Here is a 22,528-nt window from a genome sequence, read left to right on the forward strand (position 1 = left end):
TGTAGACTTTTGATGCAATGTTATGCGAACTTATGTTGTAAGCATCACTTTAAAAAAGCCGCTCTTAACGAGCGGCTTTTTGCTATCTTTAGCTTCTACAACAGCATCTATTCAAAGTTAATCAAGAGGTGTAAACAACCATTTTTGCATCATTTGAATGTCATCCTGCTAATCGTAAATACTGTATGTAAAATATTTACTCGCGATTTTTTGATGTTGACCATTGTCGATAAGCTTTTGTATGCCACTATCAATAAGATCTTTTAGTTCGTTATCTTGCTTTCTGACTGCTACACCAATACCACGACCAAACCATTTCTCTTCTGTGAATTTAGGGCCTGTAAAGTGGTAGTCCTTGCCTTGTTCTGTTTCAAGGAAACCAGCATTTAGCCCTATTGAACCACCAAACACAGTATCGAGACGACCATTTAACAAGTCTGTAAATGCTTCATCGAAGGTACCGTAGCGGCGCATATCTATATCCGGGTATATTTCAGAAAGGTACTTATCTCCGATTGTTGCACGCTGAACTCCGATAGTTAGGTCATTCAAGCTGTCGTCACTCATATTGATCTCTCGATCTTTCTTCATCACGAAACGAGTTGGGACTTTGGCGTATGGAATGGTGAAGTTAACTTTTTTTTCACGCTCTTCGGTAATCGTCATGGCTGCAATTATCGCATCGTTCTTACGACTCAATAGTGAAGGGATAATACCGTCCCAATCTGTTTTGGAGATGATGCACTTTACCCCTAATTCGATACAAAGCGCGTTGGCTAAATCGACCTCAAATCCCTCTAGTTTTCCGTCCTGTGTTGTCCAACTGAACGGTGGGTAGGCTCCCTCAACAGTAAAGCGAATTTGCTGCCAATCTTTGGCGTATGTGAGTGCAGAGAACACACTGACGAATGCAACGAATATCCATTTCATTTTTATTTCCTTATAGTAATAATAGCTGTAGATAGTTAACTACTTGTTAATATTTATCAATGCGGATGCACATCGATGTGAACTAAGACATAAATGTATAAACGATGGGTCTGATTGACTCTCTGATTTTCCAATTTTTCACCAACCACTTATATCAAGTTCTCTCCCAATCAGAAATCGTTATCGAGCACTCAAAGCCCACTATAAAAATTGTGTTAATGATCAAATGCGCAATTTTGTACAAAAGCTGAAAGAGCCTATAGAGTAGACTGATAAGTCGCTCGATAATTAACAGGCTTGGGAATTGTTATGGAGAACAAGAAACGTTCTAAAGAAAAGGCCGAATATAAGATCACAGAAGAACTCGGTGGCCTTGAAATCCTGAATGCTGAATATGAAAAGCAGAACTTCTCACGCCATAGCCACGAGGGGTACACGCTTGGTGTTATTGAGCAGGGCGCTCAACGTTTCTATCGAACGGGCGGGCATCATATCGCACCTCGAGATGCCATTATTCTAGTGAACGCCGATGAAGTGCATAGCGGTCACTCTGCTACTGAAGGTGGTTGGGCGTATCGCGCAATGTATCCACTTCCTGAGCAACTCGCCAAGATTACCCAAGAGCTTAACCTACCGAATTACGGCGCGCCTTATTTCCCAAGAGCGGTGGTTGAAGACCCTGAACTAGCTAACCAATTAAGGCTAGTGTTCAATGCGATTGATGAATCGGATAATCGTTTGTTACGTGAAACATTGATGTACGGGATGTTGGTTAAGTTGATTAGTCGACATGGGAAATCTAGCCTTAAGCCTCAATTGGATGGAAAAACTCAGCGTCAGCTTGTTCTGGTTAAAGAGTTTTTAGATGACTTTCCTCAAGCCGATGTCTCCTTAGAAGAACTCTCTAAACTGGCAGCTTTAAGCCCGTTTCATTTAGTGCGCTCTTTCCAAAAAGAGTTTGGTCTTCCGCCACATGCGTATCAGATTCAGTCTCGGTTGAGGCTATCTCGTAAGTTGTTGAAGCAAGGACATTCGATTTCAGATACCGCTCAAGAATGTGGTTTTCACGATCAAAGCCACTTTCATCGACACTTTAAAAAAGCCAATGGTTACACGCCGGGGCAATACATCAAAATGCTCTAAATCGACTCGTTAATTCGGTTGTTAAATTGAGCAAGTTTATGCAATCGAATCCATTCAGGTGTTTTTACATTGAATAGCCAATGTGAAGAGAGAAAAGAATAATATGGATAGTCAAAAAATGGATAGGCGCACTCAATTATGGAAGGGCGTTTTAGCCGGAATGCCTCTAAGTATCGCAGTGATCCCATGGGGAGTTCTTGCGGGATCATACGCAATAGATGCTGGACTGAATCAACTACAAGCACAAGCGATGTCGGCGATTTTGTTCGCAGGCTCGGCGCAATTGGTCGCTGCGGGTATGTTTAAAGCGGGCATTGGCCTTGGCACTATGCTGCTGACCACTTTGTTTATCACCTCAAGGCACTTTTTATACAGTGTATCGATGCGCGACAAAATCAGTCACCTTCCGGCTCGTTGGCGTTTGCTACTCGGCTTTTGGCTCACCGACGAACTGTTTGCGATATGCAGTGGACAGTCTCAACAAGAGTTTAATCGTTGGTACGCTGTGGGTGTCGGTGGTGGTTTTTACCTTATTTGGAATATCGCAAGCTTCGTTGGCATAGTCGCAGGAAGCCAAATCCCGTCGCTCAATGAAATTGGTCTCGACTTTGCGGTAGCCGCGACTTTTATTGCGTTGGTTTTTCCATTAATCAGAACATTGCCTGTTGTCGTGTGTGTGGTGGTTTCATTGGTTACTTCGGTTGCTATGGCGGTGAATAACGTTGAAGGCGGTCTAATGATTGCAGCGATTGCTGGCATGCTAGCTGGCTTTTCCAGTGAGTCGTTTCAAGAGCGAAACAATGGCAATAAGCCAATTGTGGAGGGTAAATAGAGATGATTTGGTTAACGATATTACTCATGACGGCGATTGTGTTCTTTAGTCGGTATCTGTTTCTTGAGCCTGCAATCCCACTTCGTTTAAACCAAACAGCGAGACGCTTGCTACGTTACTCCAGCCCCGCGGTGCTGACTGCGATTTGGGGGCCGATTGTGTTTGCACCGGAGCAGACATTTTGGCCAAGCCTTGAGAATCCTTATTTGATAGGCGCTCTTGTGACTGGCGTGTTGATATGGAAAACAGGCAATGTGCTACTAACGATCGGCGTCAGCATGGCGGTGTTTTTGTTCTACAATCTCGTCGCAGTTGATTTCCTTTTTAACTGATTGACCTTGCAACGTATGGCGTGGTGACTTCTAATGTCTTTATTCACTATTTGTGTATTTAGGTTTTGGTAAGGAGTTAATTTGGCTAAGAAATATTATGTGGTTTGGAAAGGTCGCACACCGGGTATTTTTACCACTTGGAACGAGTGTAAAACTCAGGTCGATGGTTTTGCAGGCGCGAGATATAAATCGTTTCCAACATTAGGCGAAGCAGAGTCTGCTCTCGGCGGTAAAGCATCTTCTGCGTCTAGTTCTACTTCAACATCTGGATCTTCATCGACCAAGCCAAGTGCTGCGGGTAAGCCTAAGAAAGCGAAAGTCCCGCCTCTTTCTCAGCAGCAAATTACGGATATGCCTTTTGATATCAAGATCTTTACCGATGGGGCTTGTGAGCCAAACCCTGGTGAAGCGGGTACAGGCTTAGCGGTCTACTTGAAGAATGAGCTAACCGAGTTGTGGTATGGCTTGTATCAACCGATGGGTACTAATAATACCGCAGAGCTTCAAGGTTTGAAGCAAGCACTCATCCTTGCAAAAGAAAAGCTGCAAGTGGGTTTGTCGATTGCGATTTATTGCGACTCGAAATACTCGATAGACTGCATTACTAAGTGGGCATCAGGTTGGGAGAAAAAGGGTTGGATGAAGTCGGGCGGTGAGATCAAAAACCTTGATATCATCAAGCCTGCGTATGCACTTTACCAAGAGTTAGCATCTCAAATTACTATTTATCATGTTAACGGTCACGTTGGTATTGAAGGCAATGAACTTGCCGACCGCATGTCTATTGTGGCGATTTCTTCTAAAGAGAAAAACTTGAGTAGATATTCAGAGACTGACGATCTAACCGAAATCTTAGCTCTGCGAGCTGGTTAAGAAGGATCGATAACTAAAACATAACTAACCAAGCGTTACAGTTTTCTTCAATGTAACGCTTGGTTTTTTTGTCCCTATCTATTTATTAAGACTATTTACCAATCTAATAAGCTGGGCTCTCTATTCAGTGAGATAGCGGTTGTGCTTGCTTAAATGAGTTGAAGCTCTGCTCGATTCTTGTTCTTGCCTTCATCTCCATTTCTGTTTCTGAGGTCTATCACCCGGATACTCGTCATCTTTTCAAAATGGTAATCAATTTGACATTGTGAGTTTATTTACTGATTTTCCTTCTTCGTCATTTTGCGAATCGGTATTTAGGTGGCTGATATTATTGTGATTTATTTACTGGAGTTGTACGGCACAGAACATGCAGAGTTAGTAGTATAACGTGTAAATATGAGAGCGCTATCATGGCTAAAGTAAGTGTTGTTATTCCTACCTATAATTGTTTGGATTACCTGCCGAAGGCAATTGGCAGCGTACTGAAGCAGACACATCAAGACGTGGAGTTGATCATTATTGACGACAACAGCAACGATGAAACGTCTACTTATCTCGCGTCAATCCATAATGAACGCATTATTACCTTATCCACTTTGGGTGTTGGCGCGCCTCAAGCGAGAAACCTAGGGATTGAAAAGGCGACCGGTAAATACATCGCTTTTTTAGATGCGGATGACTTCTGGTTTCCTGAAAAACTCGAACGCCAACTCGAATTACATCATCGTTACCCAGATCTTGCGATGAGCTTTACTAACTACGAACACCTGACTGAAGATTACCAAGTGATAGTCGACTGCTTTAGTTATTGGTCGCAGTTTCAAGACCAAGACGAGCTGTTCATCAATATCGAGAACCCGTTGGAGTTCATCATTGAAAACAACGTGATTGGAACATCAACGGTCATGGTAAAAGCGGATGTGTTTTCTCAAACAGACAGTTTCAATGCTGACATTAAGTATGGGGAAGATTGGGATCTGTGGCTTCGAATGAGTGAAAATCATCAGGTTGGTGTGTTGAATTCAGTGCAGGTTGGCTACTTGATGAGAGCGAGTTCCGTCACTCAAACTGAAAGTCTTAAGCTGAGAAACCTGCAGTCTATAGAATCTATTCTTCAGCATTACCAAAATGATAGTGAGCGTTGGAATCTACCCACTTCCAGCTTTAAAATCGCAAAGGCGAGAATACTGGAAGGTTACGCTGACTATTATCGAGGATTACAACAAAACCGATTGGCCATCTCATACAGTATTCGTTCGATAGTTTTGGCTCCGCAAAAACGAACGTTACGACATCTTCTAGGAGACTGTAAGAGTTTCCTAATGCCTGCATGGTAAGGAATAGGTGTCTGCTATGGGGTCACTAAGACAGTCTACCTATTACGCCATTGGCATTGTGATGATGAAAGGGATATCGCTCATGATGATCCCCTATATCACCCATAAGATGACGTTGGCTGAATACGGTTCTTTAGAAGCTATTGTCTTACTGGCTGACATCGGGACGATCTTATTTAGTTTTGGCATTGTTGAGGCCATGTATCGATATGTTGGTGTCGCAGAGGGCGAAGAAAAGAGGAAATTGGTCTCAAACTGTTTCACGTTGAGTGTCTTTGTGTGTGTGCTTGGTGGGAGCTTAATTGCTTTGAGCATGCCGCTGTTGTTACTGATGCTTCCCGTCGAGTTCCAGCCGTACCAAATCCTACTCCTGCTTATCCCTACCATGCTCGATGGTGCGATTTCTATCCCGCTGACTTTAATGCGAATGAACGCGATGGCCAAACGTTTTTGCATGCTCAATGTATTAAAGGCAAGTGTGCAAGCCACCATGACTTTTGCATTGCTTGAGTCCGGGTATGGGATTGATGGTGTGTTGATCTCTGCTGCCGTATCTAGCGTGTTGTTGATGGTTTGCTTAGTACGTTATCAATGGCAAGAAATGGGCACATTTGGCAGCCTCAAGTACTCATCTAAGATTCTAAAATTTGGATTGCCTACGTTAGTTGGTGGTGCTTCGATGTATATGATCACAGGGCTAGACCGCTGGGTCATGGCGAGCTTTGTTGGCGTTGAAGAGTTAGCAATCTATGCGGTCAGTGGCAAGTTTGCGTTGCTTCTTGGTTTGCTACTGCAGCCTTACGCCCTGTGGTGGTTTCCAAATCGGGTGGCCATGCTGCAACAACCTGACGGCAAGAAAGAGTGTGCGGACAGAGCGCTGGTCGGCGTGAATCTGGCCATTGTGTTGGGGTGTTTGATGATTCTAACCGTGCCGGGTTTTATATCTCTAATTTTACCAAGCAGTTACCACTATGCGGGGACCATTGTTGTCGCGCTGCTTACCATTAGCGTTATCAAAAATGCAGGTGACTACTTGAATCTAGGTTGTTTTAGCGGTGACTCAAGTCAATCTCAGATGTGGATTCAAGGTGGATGTGCGATCTTGGCGGCCATTGGCTATTTTACAGTGACGCCCATTCATGGAGTGTGGGGGGTTGTCGCCGTTCTTTGTGCAACTTATTCCGTGCGACTCATGCTTTTGTATTTTGTCAGTCAAACGATGGAACCATTACCTTATGAACATAGCAAGTGTGTCGTCGCAGTCAGTATTGCATTAGTGGCGATAGTGAGCGATCAACTTCTGGGATTGGTGTTGGTTGATGTCCATGATTTTATTCTTGGAACTGTTGTTGGTCTAATCACGCTGGTGGCCTTTATCAAATACTCGGTCATCGTTATTCCTCAAACTTTGCTTGATAAATTGACGCTCGGCAAGTGTTCGCATGTCAGCTAAAAGCATGTCACTCGGGCTATTCAGTGTTTCGTTAAGCGAGTAAAAGTCTAAACAGCCACAATAAAACACCGTGTATAACCTTTTGGATTAGAACGTATTTATAGGTTAGCTATGGAAAGAGGTATGAATAAGTGAATGTTAATCCTTTCTCATTTTCGTGAAGTTCCAGTAAAGCAATTAATAGTCGTGAAAAGCTGGATCCTAATATAAGTCACGAATATATTAGTCGCGCGTAACAACCCTGAGGCTTCAAAGTACAACCATTGATTAAGAGTAAAGCTACTAACTTGGTTGGCTTCACCAGGTGAAGGGGGGGTTGTAGTTAAATCTATTAAGGTCTATCTATGAATATTACTTGTGCGGAAAAACAAGAATTGGCTGATATTTACCAGCTTGAACATGCTTTGTTTGGCGAGCATGCTTATCCATTGGTTTTCTTTCGTCAGGCATTTGATTGCTGGGGAAAGGGCTTGTTGGTAGCGAAACAAGAGTTACAGGTTGCAGGTTATGTATTAATGACACCAACGAACAAATCACAAGAGTACTGGATTCTGTCATTGGCCGTTGAGAGTCACTATCGAGGAATGGGAGTAGGTCGTTCATTGATGGAGCAGGCGATAGCTGGAGCGGACCAAGGCTCTAAGGTAATGCTCACCGTGGATCCTAATAACGAATCGGCCTGTGCACTCTATGCATCGATGGGATTCTCTACTATTAAACAAGAAGAAAACTACTTTGGTGATGATGAGCCAAGGTTGGTGATGCAGCTCATCATCTAGATTAAAGGCTCACAGATCTAGGTCAACATCACGATACCGTGCATTAACACGACGCTAGAGAAGAGCCGCGATCCCATGTCAACGCAGCTATCGGGCCCTTGGCCTTTGAATTGTCGCCATGTAGTCGGCCTTCATAACTGCTGCTCTATTGCATTTTTGAGGGTACTACTGGTTGGCGATGTAGAACTCGGGAAGGTTGCTATCACTTTGCCTTCTTTGCTGACCAAGAACTTGTAGAAATTCCATTTTGGTTTGATACCGGCTTGTTGTTGGATTTCGGCAAAGATTGGATTTGCGTCAGGCCCAGAGAGTGAAGCGCGCGCCATCATCGGAAAGGTGACGCCATAATCTAGGTAGCAGATTTTAGCGGATTGCTCCTCACTTCCTCTGTCTTGGCGAAAATCATTACTTGGAAAGCCGATAACCGTGAAGCCTTGGTCTTTATAGGTTTGATGGAGCTGCTCGAGTTGTTCAAACTGTGGTGTGAATCCGCATTGGCTCGCGGTATTAACCACCAAAAGAGTCTTGCCTTGAAACTTATCACACAGGGCAATTTCCTCGGTTGAGTTCAACAAGCGTTGTTTGCCTTTGAGTATCTCAGGGCAGCTTGCTGAAAAAGCGAATGAACTTGTTAGGCTCGCGATTAGGGCGGTGGAGCACAGCAGTGAATGTTTCATAAGTCTGACTCAATTTTAGTTGGCGTAACTGTTATTACTGTTCAACGACTTAAAATGATCACTTTAAAAACCAGAATCGCTTCAGTATCAACTGTCGCTTAAGTATCAATTGTCGCTTAGTAAATAGGGCGCCACCAAGCGCTTGATATTGACCTTGGCTCCAAGGCGAGATGCCAGCAGGTACATGCCTCCAATCTTTCGGTGGAGGAATAGGGCATCGGCGGGTGGGGTATGCCAATACTCTTGCTCCATGCTGAGAATGGTTCCTGCTTCACGAAGCCTTTGGGCTAAACCACTGGCTTTGAAATCGTACTCCTCGTCAACCAACATCGGCTCACAGGCCATTTTTACGAGGTTTAGAATCGCTTGGCGTTGATCGGGAAGAATCGTCTCGCTAAAAAATCCAATCTGTTCGAGTGCTTGATTGAGCCCTGATTCGTCTTGATTAATCACAGAGGTAAAAGCCAAACGATAGCCATCACTGAAGCGGTCGCTATATTCACGTGTTGCTCCAAAATCTAAAAGCCCAATCTGTCGGGTGTTTTCAACGTAGAGATAGTTGGCGAAATTGGGATCGGTTTGCACCATCTTGAAGTCGAATAACTCTCTGAACAGAAGCTCGAGCAAGCTGTGCATCACAAAATCACGGGTGCTTTGGTCGTAACCTTCTATTTGCTCTATCGAGATGCCCTCAATGAAGTCCATGGCGAGCACTGATTCTGAAGAGATTTGCGGATGAATCTTAGGCACAACGAAGTGAGAGTGCTCTTTTAATGCATTGTGATAACGAGTCGCATAGTCAGCCTCGCGAGCATAGTCGGCTTCATCATGTAGTTGTTTTTTTGCCTCTTCTAACAAGCCTTTGTAATCGACTGACTTTGGTATCAACCCCACAATATTGAGCAATGTACCAACGTTGTCCACATCACTGTCGATGCTTTTCCGAATGCCAGGGTATTGGACTTTGACGTCGAGTTTGTCTCCCGCATCGCTATAGGCTTGGTGAACCTGGCCTATAGATGCGCTGGCAATAGGTTTAAAGTTGAAGGAAAGGAATTCGGCTTTCCAGTTGATGCCGAGTGAGCTTTCTAACACTTGGTTGAGCTGCTTTGTTGGCAGAGGATCTGCGTCTGAGCGCAGGCGAGAAAGAATGTCGGCTAATTCAGGTTCTAAGACATCGCCTGCATCCATTGATAGCATCTGCCCCAGTTTCATTGCTGCACCGCGCAGGTGTGCGAGTTGATCGGTTAGACGAGCAATGTTTTGTGGCGTTAGCAGTAAGTCTTTTGCTTTGGGCCTGTTGCCTTGTGCTATTTGCTTGGTGCCTTCCGTTAGCACATTACCCGCGACCCTTGTTGCCAGCGAGGCAAACTTACTGAATCTTGAAATGCGATGGGTAGGTAGATTTCTTTCTTTTGCCGACATAAAGGTTCTCACTTAGTTATCAAGATTGATACCAATCGTAGTAAATAACTGTTCACCCTAGCTTGTTAAAAATCTCGATAACGTCGTTAGATTTTTTGATTGTAGAATAACTACTTATCGAAAAAATCCGCCTTGTTCTCCAGCTTTTTTTCTGCGCTATTTTTGACCACTTACTTACTGTGATTGGTATGACTACAAAGTTCTATAAATCATTACCCAACCGAATGTTTTGTTGTGGTAACTTGTCTCGCGAAACAGTAAACAGAATTTAAAGGAAAAAACATGAAGTTTATTTGGTTAAAAGTCGCGGTTACCGTTGTAGTTTTTGCTGCGCTGTTTGGTGTGGTGTATTACAAAGTCGCAAGTGGTATGTCTTAACCAAGCACTATTTTGTGCAGCTGTTACCACCGCAGCGCGACTTTCCGGTTAACCAGAACGAGACTTTATATCGGTTCTTGGCAAATCGTAAATAACACCAATCTGCCACTGGCTTGAATATCGCCCAACGTAAAGGGGCGTATAGCCAACCTTTTCCTACTAAGCGCCACGCTTGGTAGGTCACGTCTAAACCTAGCAGCAGTTTTCCGTTCTCGTCTAAAGCATGTAAAACGGTATTGGCTGCGTCCGCATCAATCTGAGAGTAGTCTGAAAAGGCTTCGCTGTAGATATCGATAGTTTGAATCTTATTCTCGGTATCATGCTTGGCAAGTGCCGCCATCTCTTTTGCGCACAATGGACATGTCCCATCGTAGAATATCGTAAGTTGTGTCATCGTCTGTTCGCCTATCATTTCACGAGTGAACCTTCAGTTACACCCGTCAATTCAATCGCTTGTTATTCAATAATCTAGCAATGGCTACGTGATTGCACCTTTTAAAGATCACTCACCTTGTATCCAAAGTTCTAAGAATGTCTGACGTAGACACTTTGTTCATCCTTTCAAGTCCTTGATTGTTTGGTCAAATCTCTGGTTTATGGACAAATGATAACAAAGCGTCCAATAAAGGTGTGTCTTCAATATATAAACATCAACCAAATCAATTAGTTGAACTTGGCTTGGAATATGCTCTATCGAACTACGAATTGCTAAAGGATTTTCTCCAATGTGGGCAAGGCAGAAAACCCTAAAAGCATAAGTATGGATAAATGGAGAGAGAACATGAAGGTTATAAATTATTTACTTAGTGTGCTTTTGTTGTTTAGTAGCCCCCAGTTGGTATGGGCTACTGTTGATGTGATGGAACTCGATGGTAACGCGACCAGTGATAATATTGGTATTGATTGGGACGATGTCAATGATCCCAACAGCATGGTTGGGATTGCAGAGTTCTTCGAAAAAGACCGTAATGGTATCGACCAAATATTTTGGAAGGGTGGGTCAAAAGATGATTCCGACATAACGGATTGGGCTTTCCGTACGGCGTCACCACAACCAAAAGATGACTTTACCAATGCGTATGCCGCTGCCTTTGAAAGCGAAGGCGATTTGCTGATTTACTTTGGTGCAGACCGATATGCAAACAATGGTGATATGTACATTGGCTTCTGGTTCCTACAAGACCAAGTAGGATTGCCGGATGGGAAAACTAAGGGTGACTTTGTTGGGCAGCATGTCAATGGAGACATCCTTGTGCTGATTTCATTTCCACAAGCGAGTGGTGGTAATCCGTATATAGAAGTGTTGCAGTGGGATTTGAATAATGGCGATGTCACCGACAACATGACGAGAATTTTCCAAACAGACGGTGACCCTAAATCGAATGATTTTGTGGGAGCTAGATGTGGCAGTGGCGCTGTTGGTGTCGATAAGATATGTGCGATTTCCAATGATGACTCTATCGGGGCAATACCGCTACCCAATGTACAAGGTTGGGACTATCTAGCTAAAACGGGTGAAACAACAACGATTCCAACCGAGAGCTTCGTGGAAGGTCGATTAAACTTGTCAGCTCTGTTGAATGATGAGTTTGGTATCAGCGACATTCCTTGTTTCAGTAGCTTCTTAGTGGAGTCACGAGCTTCCCGTTCGATTGATGCATCTTTAGCTGACTTCGTTGTCGGTTCATTCAGTTTATGTAGCATCAGCATAGCGGCGACTTGTAATACAACTAGCTTTACGGTTGATGGCATGTTTAACATCGATTACACCGTGACGGTAACCAATACTGGCCCTGGTTCGTTAGGCACCAATGGTGACTACGAAGTGGCCTTTTTATCTGAGTCACCAATCTTAGGTGCGCTTCCAGTGGTGGGTAACGGTGATGAAGTGTGGAGTGTAGGTGAGTCATTCTCATTCATGGGGAATTACTTGTCTGTAAATAATGGTGCTGTCGGCGTAATAGATGGTTCGGTGGATCTTGATGGACTTATCGTGAATGCTCAAGCGCCAGTGGCCTACAATTGTCCACCAATAGACTTGAGCCCGATGGTTGATATTTCTAAGGTGTGTAATAGCTTCTTAGAGGTTGATGGCGGTCAAGTTGTGCTTAAGAAAACCTATGATGTTGAAATATGTAATACCGGTGATATCCCATTAGCCATTGAATCGCTGATGGATTCTAAGGATGGTTCTTTGAGCCGTTCTGATTTACCTACCGAAGTAGTCAACAGCAGTTACTACCTCGACTTTGCTTTACCTTGCGATAATCTTGAGGATGTGACCACATGTGGTGCTGGTAATATGTGTAGTGCATTGAGTGCTGACCCCGAGTTGTTTGCTTGTAAAACGGGTGAAGGAGAGTGGATACCGAACTTTGGTGATGCGATTGGTCAAGTGTGTACCCAAGTAAGCAAAACTTATGCGCCAAATGTGTTACCAACTGGAGTAGACGGAATGCTATCTAATCAAGTGACAGCAACGTTTGATTCGCTGTTCTTGCAAGAAGCATTTATGGAAACATCGAACATTGCAACCTGTGATGTTTGTCCAATTACTGTACCTGAGCAATAAGTACTTTCATTAATTGTACTCAATTAAATTCTAAAGCAGCCTAATTCGTTAGGCTGCTTTATTAGTTAGTTAGTTAGTTAGTTAGTTAGTTAGTTAGTTAGTTAGTTAGTTTATTAGTTAGCTAGGCGACTTAAATTACTATCTGATGTTTTTTGATCAGCTTGTATAAGGTTGTTCGGGAAATAGACAATGCTTTAGCGGATTGGGAAATATTGTAGTGGTGTTGCTGAATCACTCGACGAACATTTTTTGAAGAAAGTCGAGTGTCACTATCAGTGTCGGACGACGTGTCTTTCAATTGAATCCCCATATGACGAGTAGAGAGGACGCTTGAATTAGAAAGAACAATCGCTCTTTTTATGCAGTTGAATAATTCTCTGATATTGCCCGGCCAATGGTACTGTTTCATTTGCTCAAGAGTGTCACTAGGCAGTTTGGTTTTGGATGCGTAATTGTGCTTCAGTTCAAAGCGAACCAAATCTTCAATGTCTTCTTTGTGCTCATTGAGTGGTACTAGGTCTAATGGAAGTACATTGATGCGATGAAAGAGATCCTTTCGAAATTTACCCGCAGCAACGGCTTGTTCGATATTGACGTTGGTGGCGAAAATTACACGGCAATCTACGGGCAATTGGTTGTTACTGCCTAATCGCTCTATCGAGTTATTTTCTAGAAAGTGGAGCAAGTAGGTTTGCAGTGATAGCTCAAGATCGCCGATCTCATCCAAAAATAGCGTGCCACCGTTCGCTCTTTCCACATGCCCGACGTAGCGTTTGTTTGCTCCCGTGAACGAGCCTTTTTCAAAGCCAAATAGCTCCGAGTGAATCAGTGATTGTGGAATTGCGCCACAATTTACAGCGATGAAAGGTTTCTGGCTACGGGCTGAGGCCTCATGTATTAAACGCGCACATAGGCTTTTTCCGGTTCCGGTCTCCCCTTGAATCAGTACTGGGAAATCGTTGTTAGCGAGCTTGGCTATCTTCTTTCTAAGTTGTTGGGTGGTGCTGGATTGTCCCACCAATTGACATTCATGGCACGAGGCAGGCTTAGGTTTAGTTTGCTTGGTGTCGACCATGCCATACGCATGCCCTAAATTTCGACAAAGCCATTCTGTATCAATAGGGAGGTGGTAATAATCCCAAAAGGTTTGCTTGATGAGCGATAAGTTGCGGCTTGGTGGTTGGTTGCAGATAGCGATTGCTTTTAAATTTGGAGAGTGAGCCTTCAGCACTGATATTTGTTCACATTGTTTGTCGATTGAGGATGATGTTAGACAAGAAACCACAATTGGTGCGTAGCTGTGGCTGCGTGTATCGAGTAAGTGAATGGCCTGTTCGGTCGTTTCTGCAACTTGAGCTTCCCAGTTATGGAGACGCAGCTCACCTACCCACTGACTATGGTGCAGGCATGCGGTGTTGCATAACAAAATCACAGAACGAGTTATTGGCTCAGGTGATACTCTTTTTGATGGCATTGTGCTCACTCTTCATGTTTCGATATCCATGATGAAACCTTCAGTAAGCCCCCTAAATATCCCATAAGCTTAGGAGCAAAATTCGAATAATTCGAGTACATAAACCTAAGAACGTTGAGCAAGTAAGTGGCAGTACTTCAAGCGAGAAAGCCAATCTGGCGCTTTACTTACTGATATTTATGCTTATTAATTAAAGGTATTGACAAATATCGTGTTTTTACTGTCTTGTTTATTGATGATCACACAGTAAACTCCGCGCTAATCACTAACGATAAAGAGCTGATATTGATGATAATTAACGTAGCAAAAAAGTTCATTTTGGCAGCTTCTGCGCTGATGCTAGGCGGTTGTGTTAGCTACAGCGTGACTGAACAAGACATGACTAACTACCTGCAAAATTCGGTGATGTTAGAGCAAGAAGTTGGTGTTGAAAGCGTCATGTATGCACAAGTAGCCGTTGATGATCTAGAAGTTAAAATCGGGCGAGCAGAGAGTCAGCGTGTTTCTGTTCTGGCGAATACCAATGCAAAGATTCAAGTGTTTAATATGCCGAATATGGGGTTGGATCTTGATATCGAATTCAGTGCGACTCCTGAATACGATAAAGAAAGTGGAGAGATTTATTTGAAATCACTGCGTTTAGAGCGCTTTGAAGAAAAAGACAAGCAGCTTTCTCCTGAGATCGCTAAACTACTTAAGCCTGCCGTTTCTATGATTGGTTTTGCTTTGTCCCAGTCACCAGTTTACAAACTGGACAGTAATAAGGTTCAAGAGTCACTGATCAAGTCATCGGAACCTAATCTTGTGATTAAAGACAACAAGCTGGTCATTGAGTTATTCGATTAACCTTTCACGTTTAATTTAAAATACAATGGCTGCCGATTTGGTGGCCATTTTTGTTTGTGTTGAACAAACAAGGCTTCTGTTTTTAGGCTGTCTATTCAGCTAGTTTTCTCTGGCTCATTTATTGAATTCGCCGCGTATCTCACCTTTACTTTACTCTTATGAGCAAGTCATCGCTTCAGTCATCAAATCATAAGAAAGAAAAGGTGAGCGAACTATGAAGAATCCAGTAGTAGCGGATAACAAACCCGTTAAGGTCGAGCTAACCGAAGGTGAGGAGTATTACTTCTGTACCTGTGGCAAGTCGAAAAACCAACCGTTTTGTGATGGTTCTCATGCAGGAACGGGCTTCAAACCGAAGAGTTTCGTGGCCGAGGAAACCGGCGACGCTTACCTGTGCCGCTGTAAGTATTCGAATAATCTCCCTTTTTGTGATGGCACCCATAAACAGTTTACGGCTGAGCAAGTGGGTCAAGAAGGCCCTGATGTTCATATCCAAGCGGCAACGCCCGATCTCTCACCTGCGGCTTCTGCAACCAAAGAAGAGCCCACGGTCGAATTCATTCATCAATTAGCACGAGATGGCTTATCCAAAGTGGGTCACCATGGGCCAATGACTTCAATGGGCGTCCCAAGATATCTATTACCTCACTGGGATGATATTCAAGTGATGGTTGCACAAATGGCGACCAAACCGTTATTGGAAGATGTGCCCGTTGGTACTGAGCTTATTATTGGGCCAAAAGCGGAAAAGCCGCTTAAATTGAACATCTCCTTGTTTGTTTCTGATATGAGTTTTGGGTCTTTGTCTGAAGAAGCGAAAATCTCTTTAGCGACAGGCGCGGAGCTTGCGGGAACGGGGATCTGCTCGGGGGAGGGCGGAATGTTACCCGAAGAGCAAGCGGCGAACTCACGTTACTTTTATGAATTAGCCAGCGCACAATTTGGTTACGATGAATCTAAGCTCAAAAATGTCCAAGCCTTCCATTTTAAAGGTGGACAGGGGGCTAAAACCGGAACAGGCGGTCACCTACCGGGTGCGAAGAACATTGGCAAGATAGCAGAGGTGCGTGGCATTAAAGCCGGTACCGCCGCGATTTCTCCACCCACCTTTGTTGATCTAAAAACCGTCGAGGATTTCAAAAATTTTGCCGACCGAGTTCGAGAAGTAACGGGCGGTATCCCAATAGGGTTCAAGTTGAGTGCCAATCATATTGAAGAGGATGTTCAGTTTGCACTCGATGCCAGTGCCGATTACATCATCTTGGATGGGCGTGGTGGCGGTACAGGAGCAGCGCCAGAAATGTTCCGTGACCATATTAGCGTGCCAACCATTCCAGCGCTTGCTCGTGCCAGAGCCTATCTAGACAAGCAAGGCGTAAGTGACAGAGTCACCTTAATCATTACTGGTGGTCTTCGTGTTCCGATGGACTTCGTAAAAGCGATGGCGCTTGGCGCTGATGGCGTCGCTATCTCAAACAGTGCCATGCAGTCGATAGGGTGTGTTGCCGCCCGAATGTGTAACACCAATAATTGTCCGGCGGGCATCGCGACTCAAAAATCCGATTTACGCCAACGGTTAAATGTTGAGAAGGCATCGAACCAATTGAAGAACTTCTTCGAAGCCTCGACGGAGTTGATGCAAGTGATGGCGAGAGCGTGCGGACATGATCATTTGAATCAGTTTAATCCTCACGATCTGGCAACATGGAATCGCGAAATGGCCGAGCTATCTGGAGTCGCTTACTCTGGTGTCAGTTCACTAAATCAACTTAAGTAAATAGTATTTCGATAAAGCACACCCAATGTGTTTTGGGTGTGCTTATTTTTGTCTGTGTAATGCCAATCTATAGTTAACCTTTCGTAATTGACTGCTTTATAAGTGTTTTTAGATCATTTCCTATTTTTTGAAAATATCGCTTTACCTCAAGTTAACTTGAGGTTTTATCATCATCCCAAATCTAAAAACACAATCTATCACCTTGTCACCTAGTGCAGGTTTTGATGTTATCAAACAGACGTTACGAATCTTCAGTTATGAACTTTGAGCTCCGTAATTGAAGTCATGAGTGCATAAAGGTGAGAAAAATGAACAAGGATCAACAATGAAAGTATTAGCGATTGGCGCGACCAACAGTAAAACATCGATTAACCAACAATTGGCAGCGTACACCGCAAGCTTAGTTGAGGGCGCGCAAGTAGAGGTGCTCGATCTTAATGATTTCGAGATGCCCATTTACAGCGAAGATAGAGAAAAAGAGTCTGGCGTTCATCAACACGCGCAGCGCTTTTTTAGTAAGATTGGCGAAGCAGATGCCGTGGTCATCTCTTTTGCAGAGTACAACGGTTCATACACCGCAGCCTTTAAGAATGTGTTTGATTGGACATCACGAATCGACATGAAAGTGTATCAAGGCAAGCCTGTTGTTATGCTCTCCACATCACCAGGTCCAGGCGGCGCAAGTTCTGTGTTGTTGTCTGCGGTAAACTCCGCACCTTACTTTGATGCTGATGTGAAGGGTTCGATGTCGGTGCCAAGTTTCTACGACAACTTTAATGTAGAAACGGGAGAGCTCATCAATACCGAAATGGCAGAAAACCTGAAATCGGTCATGAGTCAAATTTAGAAATCGATAACACCTCAATAAGACAAAGCAGCTATGTTCATGACTGCTTTTCGTTGAGCCCGCAGTCAAAGTTTATGGACATTAACTGGTTAAGGTAACAATAGGTCGCTATTCTAAAGTTAAAGTAAGCTTTAAATATTTATGATCTCAAGGGTAGTGTGACAATGAGAAACATCGTATATCTCACCATAGGCCAATTGGCAGAGCGCAGTGGCGTGGCTCCTTCTGCCTTACGTTTTTACGAAACCAAAGGGTTGATTGCTTCGATTCGTACTAACGGAAATCAACGTCGGTATCAGTCGGCGATGTTGAGACGAATCGCACTGATACAAGTTGCTCAATCGATAGGTTTCACGCTTGAAGAGATCACCGATGAGCTATCGACGTTACCGATGAACCATACGGCGACTAAACATGATTGGGAGCTTGTGGCTAAGAAGTGGCAAGGGCAGCTCGATAGTAAAATGGCGCAAATTAAGTCGTTACAAGAGAACTTAACCGGTTGCATCGGTTGCGGCTGTTTGAGTATGCAGAAATGCCAATTACTAAACCCTGAGGACATCCTGCATGATCAAGGGCAGGGCGCTCAGCGTATTGTTGATTAGCTTTTATTTCGTTTGAATATCGAACTAAATTTGAGCGTTTTATCAATAAGTGGATCAGTGGTGGTAAGGCGTACCTTGTGTAGACAAATAGGGATTAAGGGTCTAGTTTAGGGCATTCTTTCACTATAAGAAGAGGTTAGTTATGTTTAGCCATGTTTTTCTTGGTACTGAAAACATTGAACGCGCGAAGTCTTTCTATGACCCAATCATGAAGGTGCTTGGCTACAGCGAAGGTTCTGTCGACCCTAAAGGGCGTTGCATTTACGTGACTCAAACCGGTGTACTGGGTTTAACTAAACCGATTGATGGCCAGCCTGCCACTTATGGCAATGGGATGACGATAGGTTTTCTAGCAACCTCACCAGAAGTCGTCGATGAGTGGCATCGTATTGGTGTAGAAAACGGGGGTACAAGTATTGAAAATGGTCCAGGAGTGAGGGGAACTGATGAGCGCCGCCTTTACTTGGCTTACTTACGAGACCCTGATGGAAACAAGATCTGCGCCACTCACTTTATGCCATAGTTCACCTGATGCCACAGTTCACCTTATGCCACTGTTCACTTTATACCACGGTGGCGTATTATTAGGTTATGTTGATTGTTCAGAGCTTGTGAATTACGGCTCTGAACTTGTCTGTTTCCCTGAAGACTCGCAAATATTGCAAAGGATCTGCCAGATGACACCAAATGAACTGTTTTATGAGAGTTTTGAACGTTGCCGGATCGACCAAGAGTTTCTGGAAACATTTTTGGCCGATTTCTGTGAGCACAACCCTAGGTTTTCAGAACGTTTTGAAAACATAGGGTTAGAGCAACAAACTAAGATGCTCAAAGCCTCGATCATCTTGATTTACAACTCTTCTGGTTTACCGAGTGTAAGAAACTCGGTTAAAAAGCTTGGTAAGCGACATAAAGATTTGGGGATGGATATCTCTGAACAAGAGCTTAACGAATGGTTTAACTCATTGCTGAATACAGTCAAAAAATACGATCCCCTTTACGATGAAAGCGTCGAACGAGCTTGGGCCCAGACTCTTGAACAAGGGCTAAATATCATGAAAAAAGAGTGCGTAGTAAAGTCAGAATCATAGACATTTTCTTATCTGGAATCTTTTTACTTAATTTTAAGCATGGTATTACGTTCGACAAATTGAACTGGAACTACGAGTTTTACAAAGTTCGTCTCTTGCTCTTGAATTTGGCTTACGACAATTTTCACTGACTCACGCTATTCTTCTAGAGGAAGTCGATAGCTGTTTTTCAACTCTTTTACCGAGATGTTCGATTGAATCGCACTCACGCCTTTCACTCTTCTGATCGAGCTAATGCGCTCAAAGTACTCTTCCAAATCTTTCGCCAACACTTGCACCATGTAATCGGCGCCGCCTGCAATACAGTGACACATAGGAATCCAATCGGTTACTTCGACAAATTCTTCAAACGGTTCTGTGTTTTCTACTTCATGGTTGCCTAAAGTGACAAGAGTAAAACCCGCCACATGAAAGCCTAATTTCTTACGATTCAGCTTCGCGGCATAACCATCGATATAGCCAGCTTCTTCCATGCGTTTCCAACGACGCCAGCATGGGGTTTCGCTGAGGTTGACCTTCTCTGCGAGCTTGCTGTTGCTCATGCGTCCGTCTTGCTGGATATACTCTAAGATGGCGATATCTGTGTCATCTAACACTTCTTTGGTGGATTCTTTCTGTTTCATGGTTTTTTTAGAAAAGTCTTGCTCAAATTTGCATTAATATTAGCCTATATAGCAATTTAATTCCTAGTCGAATCTGTAAACTCTCTCCCTATAAATCTTTACTTATCAGGAGTGAGAGGAAATGAGCTCTCAATTAATGCTGGCGTTCTTGCTATTTTCAACATCAATTGCAATTACCCCTGGGGCAGGCAATATCGCATTACTTGGGATTTCAAGTCGTTATGGATTTGCTGCGACTTTACCTTTTATCTCTGGGAACGCTGTTGGCATCATCATCGTACTGGCAGGTTCTAGTGTCGGTTTGGTGAGCCTATTTACCCTTTACCCAGAGCTATACAACATTTTGAAATACGCGGGTGCGGCTTATTTGCTGTTCATGGCGTGGTCGATTGCGAACATGCAAATCGAAGAAAGCACCACCGACAATCGTTCAGGTTTCATGTCTGGTGTGTTGGTGCAGGTGTTAAACCCTAAAGGTTGGATAGCGTCATTAACCGTGTTTTCACAGTTCATTACTCCGAACGCAGATTACTTGATTCAAGTCGTGACCATTATCGCGGGTATGGTGATTACCGGTGTACCGTGCATGTTGGTGTGGGCGTATTGCGGCACCATGCTTAAAAAGTTGCTGCAATCACCAAAACAGATGATGTTTGTGAACCGTTGCTTGGGTGGAAGCTTAGCGATGGTGGTTGCCTTCATGCTTTATCAACCGGCGTAAATTACAAAGAAAAAACCACTCCTAAATCCATAGGAGTGGCGTCTAAATGTCGACTAAGTCGTTAACAGTAAAGAATTAAGTTAACAAATATTTAAGGAACTTGAGTTAAAAGCTTTGAGCTTTTCAGTGTAAAGGTTAAGCGGTTTCAGCCTCTTTAACTGGAGCTGAGTTACGAATTAGGTGGTCAAATGCACCTAAGCTTGCTTTTGCACCTTCACCCATCGCGATGATGATCTGTTTGTAAGGTACGGTCGTTACATCACCCGCTGCGAACACACCTTTCATAGATGTTGCGCCATGAGCGTTAATTTCAATTTCACCGCGTGGTGACAGCTCAACTTTTGAACCCTTCAACCATTCGCTGTTTGGCATCAGACCGATTTGAACAAAGATACCCGCAAGTTCGATCTGTTTTAGTTCATCGGTGTTGCGATCTTTGTATTCCAGACCGGTTACACGGTTGCCATCACCAATTACTTGCGTCGTTTGCGCCATCTTGATGATTTCGATGTTTGGTGTTGCGTTCGCTTTGTCGATAAGCACTTGGTCGGCACGCAGTGTGTCTGCAAATTCAAGTACGGTTACGTGTTCAACAATACCCGCTAAATCAATTGCCGCTTCGATACCTGAGTTACCACCACCGATAACCGCTGTTTTCTTACCTTTGAACAATGGACCATCACAGTGTGGGCAGTAAGCGACGCCTTTATTCCGGTACTCTTGCTCACCCGGAACGTTCATTTCACGCCAGCGAGCACCAGTACTTGTGATAACCGTGCGAGCTCGCAGTGTTGCGCCGCTCTCTAGCTCAACGTGGATGTAACCGTCTTCAGTGTCTTCTGCCGCGATGATGTTTGCAGCGCGCTGCTCCGTCATCACTTCAACACCGTACTCTTTTACGTGCTCTTCAAGGCTTGCCACTAATTTAGGGCCAGTTGTCGCTTTCACTGAGATAAAGTTCTCAATCGCCATAGTATCCATTACTTGACCACCGAATCGGTCAGCAACCACACCTGTGCGAATGCCTTTACGTGCTGCATAAATTGCCGCTGAAGAACCAGCAGGGCCACCGCCGACAACCAATACATCAAAGGGTGCTTGTTGGTTTAGGTTCGCTGCTTTCTTTTCTGCTGCGCCTGAATCAACCTTGTTCAGGATCTCTGCCAGTGACATACGACCTTGACCAAATAGCTCACCATTAACGAACACGCTTGGTACTGCCATGATGTCGCGAGACTTCACTTCGTCTTGGAATGCTGCGCCATCAATCATCGTTGTCTTAACCAGAGGATTAATCGCCGACATCATATTGAAGGCTTGAACCACTTCTGGACAGTTTTGGCATGAGAGTGAGATGAAAACCTCTACATTAAGCTCTTGATCGAGTTCTTTAATTTGTTCGATTACGTCAGCTTCAAGCTTGATAGGGTGACCACCACTATGAAGCAGTGCAAGTACCAGTGATGTGAACTCGTGACCCATTGGTAAACCCGCGAAACCGATCGCAGTGCCTTTCTCTTGGTTTACGACCTGCATGATAGGGCGGCGAGTACTAGCGTTATCATCTCGAATTATTTCAATTTTGTCGGTGAGAGATGCGATATCATTCGCCAGATCTTGAAGTTTGTTCGCGGTATCGCTGCTATCAAGGCTCAGTACTAACTGAACATTGGTTTTTAGGTTTTCTAGGTATGCTTTTAGCTGCTGCTTCATTGCTTGATCTAACATAATCGTGCCTGCTCTTAAATTCTGTGTCTTGGTATTGACCAATACCTTCTTGCTGAAAAAGGAAAATAAAAAGGGGGCGCAAGTC

The 22,528-nt window shown here is 43.9% G+C and carries 22 protein-coding genes and 2 pseudogenes; 15 read left to right on the forward strand and 9 right to left on the reverse strand.

What is annotated here, in order from left to right; genetic code table 11:
• Positions 1–168: 168 nt before the first annotated feature.
• Positions 169–930 carry a transporter substrate-binding domain-containing protein gene (locus tag OCV24_RS04910; RefSeq protein ID WP_150878152.1) on the reverse strand — a complete coding sequence of 254 codons (762 nt, stop codon included), beginning with the start codon at positions 928–930 and terminating at the stop codon, positions 169–171.
• Between the two features lie 309 nt (positions 931–1,239).
• On the opposite strand from OCV24_RS04910, the gene OCV24_RS04915 reads away from it, so the two are divergent.
• The 7 genes from OCV24_RS04915 to OCV24_RS04945 all read left to right on the forward strand — a co-directional run bounded on the left by OCV24_RS04915 (position 1,240) and on the right by OCV24_RS04945 (position 7,679).
• Positions 1,240–2,073, forward strand: a complete 834-nt coding sequence (locus OCV24_RS04915) for an AraC family transcriptional regulator (RefSeq protein ID WP_017056975.1) — start codon at positions 1,240–1,242, stop codon at positions 2,071–2,073.
• Positions 2,074–2,176: 103 nt separating this feature from the next.
• A complete protein-coding gene (locus OCV24_RS04920) occupies positions 2,177–2,905 on the forward strand; it encodes an AzlC family ABC transporter permease (protein WP_102506305.1) in 729 nt (242 codons plus the stop codon).
• Between the two features lie 2 nt (positions 2,906–2,907).
• Positions 2,908–3,237 (forward strand): AzlD domain-containing protein, encoded by a 330-nt coding sequence (locus OCV24_RS04925; protein ID WP_102506304.1) that lies wholly within the window; start codon positions 2,908–2,910, stop codon positions 3,235–3,237.
• An 81-nt stretch (positions 3,238–3,318) separates the two neighbouring features.
• Positions 3,319–4,110 carry a ribonuclease H family protein gene (locus OCV24_RS04930; RefSeq protein ID WP_146443654.1) on the forward strand — a complete coding sequence of 264 codons (792 nt, stop codon included), beginning with the start codon at positions 3,319–3,321 and terminating at the stop codon, positions 4,108–4,110.
• A gap of 410 nt (positions 4,111–4,520) precedes the next feature.
• Positions 4,521–5,447, forward strand: a complete 927-nt coding sequence (locus OCV24_RS04935) for a glycosyltransferase family 2 protein (protein WP_046223752.1) — start codon at positions 4,521–4,523, stop codon at positions 5,445–5,447.
• Positions 5,448–5,463: 16 nt separating this feature from the next.
• The gene (locus OCV24_RS04940; protein ID WP_150878155.1) at positions 5,464–6,900 is read left to right on the forward strand and encodes a lipopolysaccharide biosynthesis protein; all 1,437 of its coding nucleotides are present in this window, start codon (positions 5,464–5,466) and stop codon (positions 6,898–6,900) included.
• 344 nt (positions 6,901–7,244) lie between these two features.
• Positions 7,245–7,679 carry a GNAT family N-acetyltransferase gene (locus OCV24_RS04945; RefSeq protein WP_136996505.1) on the forward strand — a complete coding sequence of 145 codons (435 nt, stop codon included), beginning with the start codon at positions 7,245–7,247 and terminating at the stop codon, positions 7,677–7,679.
• Between the two features lie 17 nt (positions 7,680–7,696).
• Here the strand turns inward: OCV24_RS04945 and OCV24_RS04950 are convergent.
• The 4 genes and pseudogenes from OCV24_RS04950 to OCV24_RS04965 all read right to left on the reverse strand — a co-directional run.
• Positions 7,697–7,786 (reverse strand): annotated as a pseudogene (locus OCV24_RS04950) (DUF3429 domain-containing protein); the annotation flags it as partial.
• A 24-nt stretch (positions 7,787–7,810) separates the two neighbouring features.
• Complete coding sequence (locus OCV24_RS04955; RefSeq protein ID WP_150878158.1) at positions 7,811–8,356, reverse strand: glutathione peroxidase; 546 nt, start codon at positions 8,354–8,356, stop codon at positions 7,811–7,813.
• Between the two features lie 105 nt (positions 8,357–8,461).
• Positions 8,462–9,781: an ABC1 kinase family protein gene (locus OCV24_RS04960; protein WP_150878160.1), complete on the reverse strand. Its 1,320-nt coding sequence runs from the start codon at positions 9,779–9,781 to the stop codon at positions 8,462–8,464.
• A 385-nt stretch (positions 9,782–10,166) separates the two neighbouring features.
• Entirely contained in the window at positions 10,167–10,553 is a 387-nt protein-coding gene (locus tag OCV24_RS04965; protein ID WP_150878163.1) for a thiol-disulfide oxidoreductase DCC family protein, read from the reverse strand.
• A 387-nt stretch (positions 10,554–10,940) separates the two neighbouring features.
• Here OCV24_RS04965 and OCV24_RS04970 point away from each other — a divergent pair, with 387 nt between their 5' ends.
• Positions 10,941–12,731, forward strand: a complete 1,791-nt coding sequence (locus OCV24_RS04970) for a hypothetical protein (RefSeq protein ID WP_137007205.1) — start codon at positions 10,941–10,943, stop codon at positions 12,729–12,731.
• A gap of 130 nt (positions 12,732–12,861) precedes the next feature.
• On the opposite strand, the gene OCV24_RS04975 is transcribed toward OCV24_RS04970, so the two are convergent.
• Positions 12,862–14,205, reverse strand: coding sequence for a sigma-54 interaction domain-containing protein (locus OCV24_RS04975; protein ID WP_150878166.1), 1,344 nt, complete (start codon positions 14,203–14,205; stop codon positions 12,862–12,864).
• Positions 14,206–14,493: 288 nt separating this feature from the next.
• Here OCV24_RS04975 and OCV24_RS04980 point away from each other — a divergent pair, with 288 nt between their 5' ends.
• From OCV24_RS04980 to OCV24_RS05005, 6 genes are all read left to right on the forward strand, one after another.
• Positions 14,494–15,051 carry a DUF1439 domain-containing protein gene (locus tag OCV24_RS04980; protein ID WP_017056988.1) on the forward strand — a complete coding sequence of 186 codons (558 nt, stop codon included), beginning with the start codon at positions 14,494–14,496 and terminating at the stop codon, positions 15,049–15,051.
• Positions 15,052–15,265: 214 nt separating this feature from the next.
• Complete coding sequence (locus tag OCV24_RS04985) at positions 15,266–16,828, forward strand: glutamate synthase-related protein (RefSeq protein WP_150878169.1); 1,563 nt, start codon at positions 15,266–15,268, stop codon at positions 16,826–16,828.
• 325 nt (positions 16,829–17,153) lie between these two features.
• Positions 17,154–17,675, forward strand: a complete 522-nt coding sequence (locus tag OCV24_RS04990) for an NADPH-dependent FMN reductase (RefSeq protein ID WP_017056990.1) — start codon at positions 17,154–17,156, stop codon at positions 17,673–17,675.
• Between the two features lie 164 nt (positions 17,676–17,839).
• The gene (gene soxR / locus OCV24_RS04995; RefSeq protein WP_017056991.1) at positions 17,840–18,280 is read left to right on the forward strand and encodes a redox-sensitive transcriptional activator SoxR; all 441 of its coding nucleotides are present in this window, start codon (positions 17,840–17,842) and stop codon (positions 18,278–18,280) included.
• 142 nt (positions 18,281–18,422) lie between these two features.
• The gene (locus OCV24_RS05000; protein ID WP_017056992.1) at positions 18,423–18,803 is read left to right on the forward strand and encodes a VOC family protein; all 381 of its coding nucleotides are present in this window, start codon (positions 18,423–18,425) and stop codon (positions 18,801–18,803) included.
• A 154-nt stretch (positions 18,804–18,957) separates the two neighbouring features.
• Positions 18,958–19,371, forward strand: coding sequence for a globin (locus tag OCV24_RS05005; RefSeq protein ID WP_029627068.1), 414 nt, complete (start codon positions 18,958–18,960; stop codon positions 19,369–19,371).
• Positions 19,372–19,394: 23 nt separating this feature from the next.
• Here the strand turns inward: OCV24_RS05005 and OCV24_RS05010 are convergent.
• Both OCV24_RS05010 and OCV24_RS05015 read right to left on the reverse strand, forming a co-directional pair.
• Positions 19,395–19,508: pseudogene (locus OCV24_RS05010) on the reverse strand (LacI family DNA-binding transcriptional regulator); the annotation flags it as partial.
• Positions 19,509–19,994 (reverse strand): Lrp/AsnC family transcriptional regulator, encoded by a 486-nt coding sequence (locus OCV24_RS05015; protein ID WP_150878172.1) that lies wholly within the window; start codon positions 19,992–19,994, stop codon positions 19,509–19,511.
• A gap of 121 nt (positions 19,995–20,115) precedes the next feature.
• On the opposite strand from OCV24_RS05015, the gene OCV24_RS05020 reads away from it, so the two are divergent.
• Positions 20,116–20,715, forward strand: a complete 600-nt coding sequence (locus OCV24_RS05020) for a LysE family translocator (protein WP_016798109.1) — start codon at positions 20,116–20,118, stop codon at positions 20,713–20,715.
• 135 nt (positions 20,716–20,850) lie between these two features.
• Here the strand turns inward: OCV24_RS05020 and ahpF are convergent, their stop codons facing one another.
• Positions 20,851–22,443, reverse strand: a complete 1,593-nt coding sequence (ahpF, locus tag OCV24_RS05025; RefSeq protein ID WP_150878174.1) for an alkyl hydroperoxide reductase subunit F — start codon at positions 22,441–22,443, stop codon at positions 20,851–20,853.
• Positions 22,444–22,528: the final 85 nt, after the last annotated feature.

The sequence above is a fragment of the Vibrio kanaloae genome (assembly GCF_024347535.1).
GTDB classification, from domain to species: domain Bacteria; phylum Pseudomonadota; class Gammaproteobacteria; order Enterobacterales; family Vibrionaceae; genus Vibrio; species Vibrio kanaloae.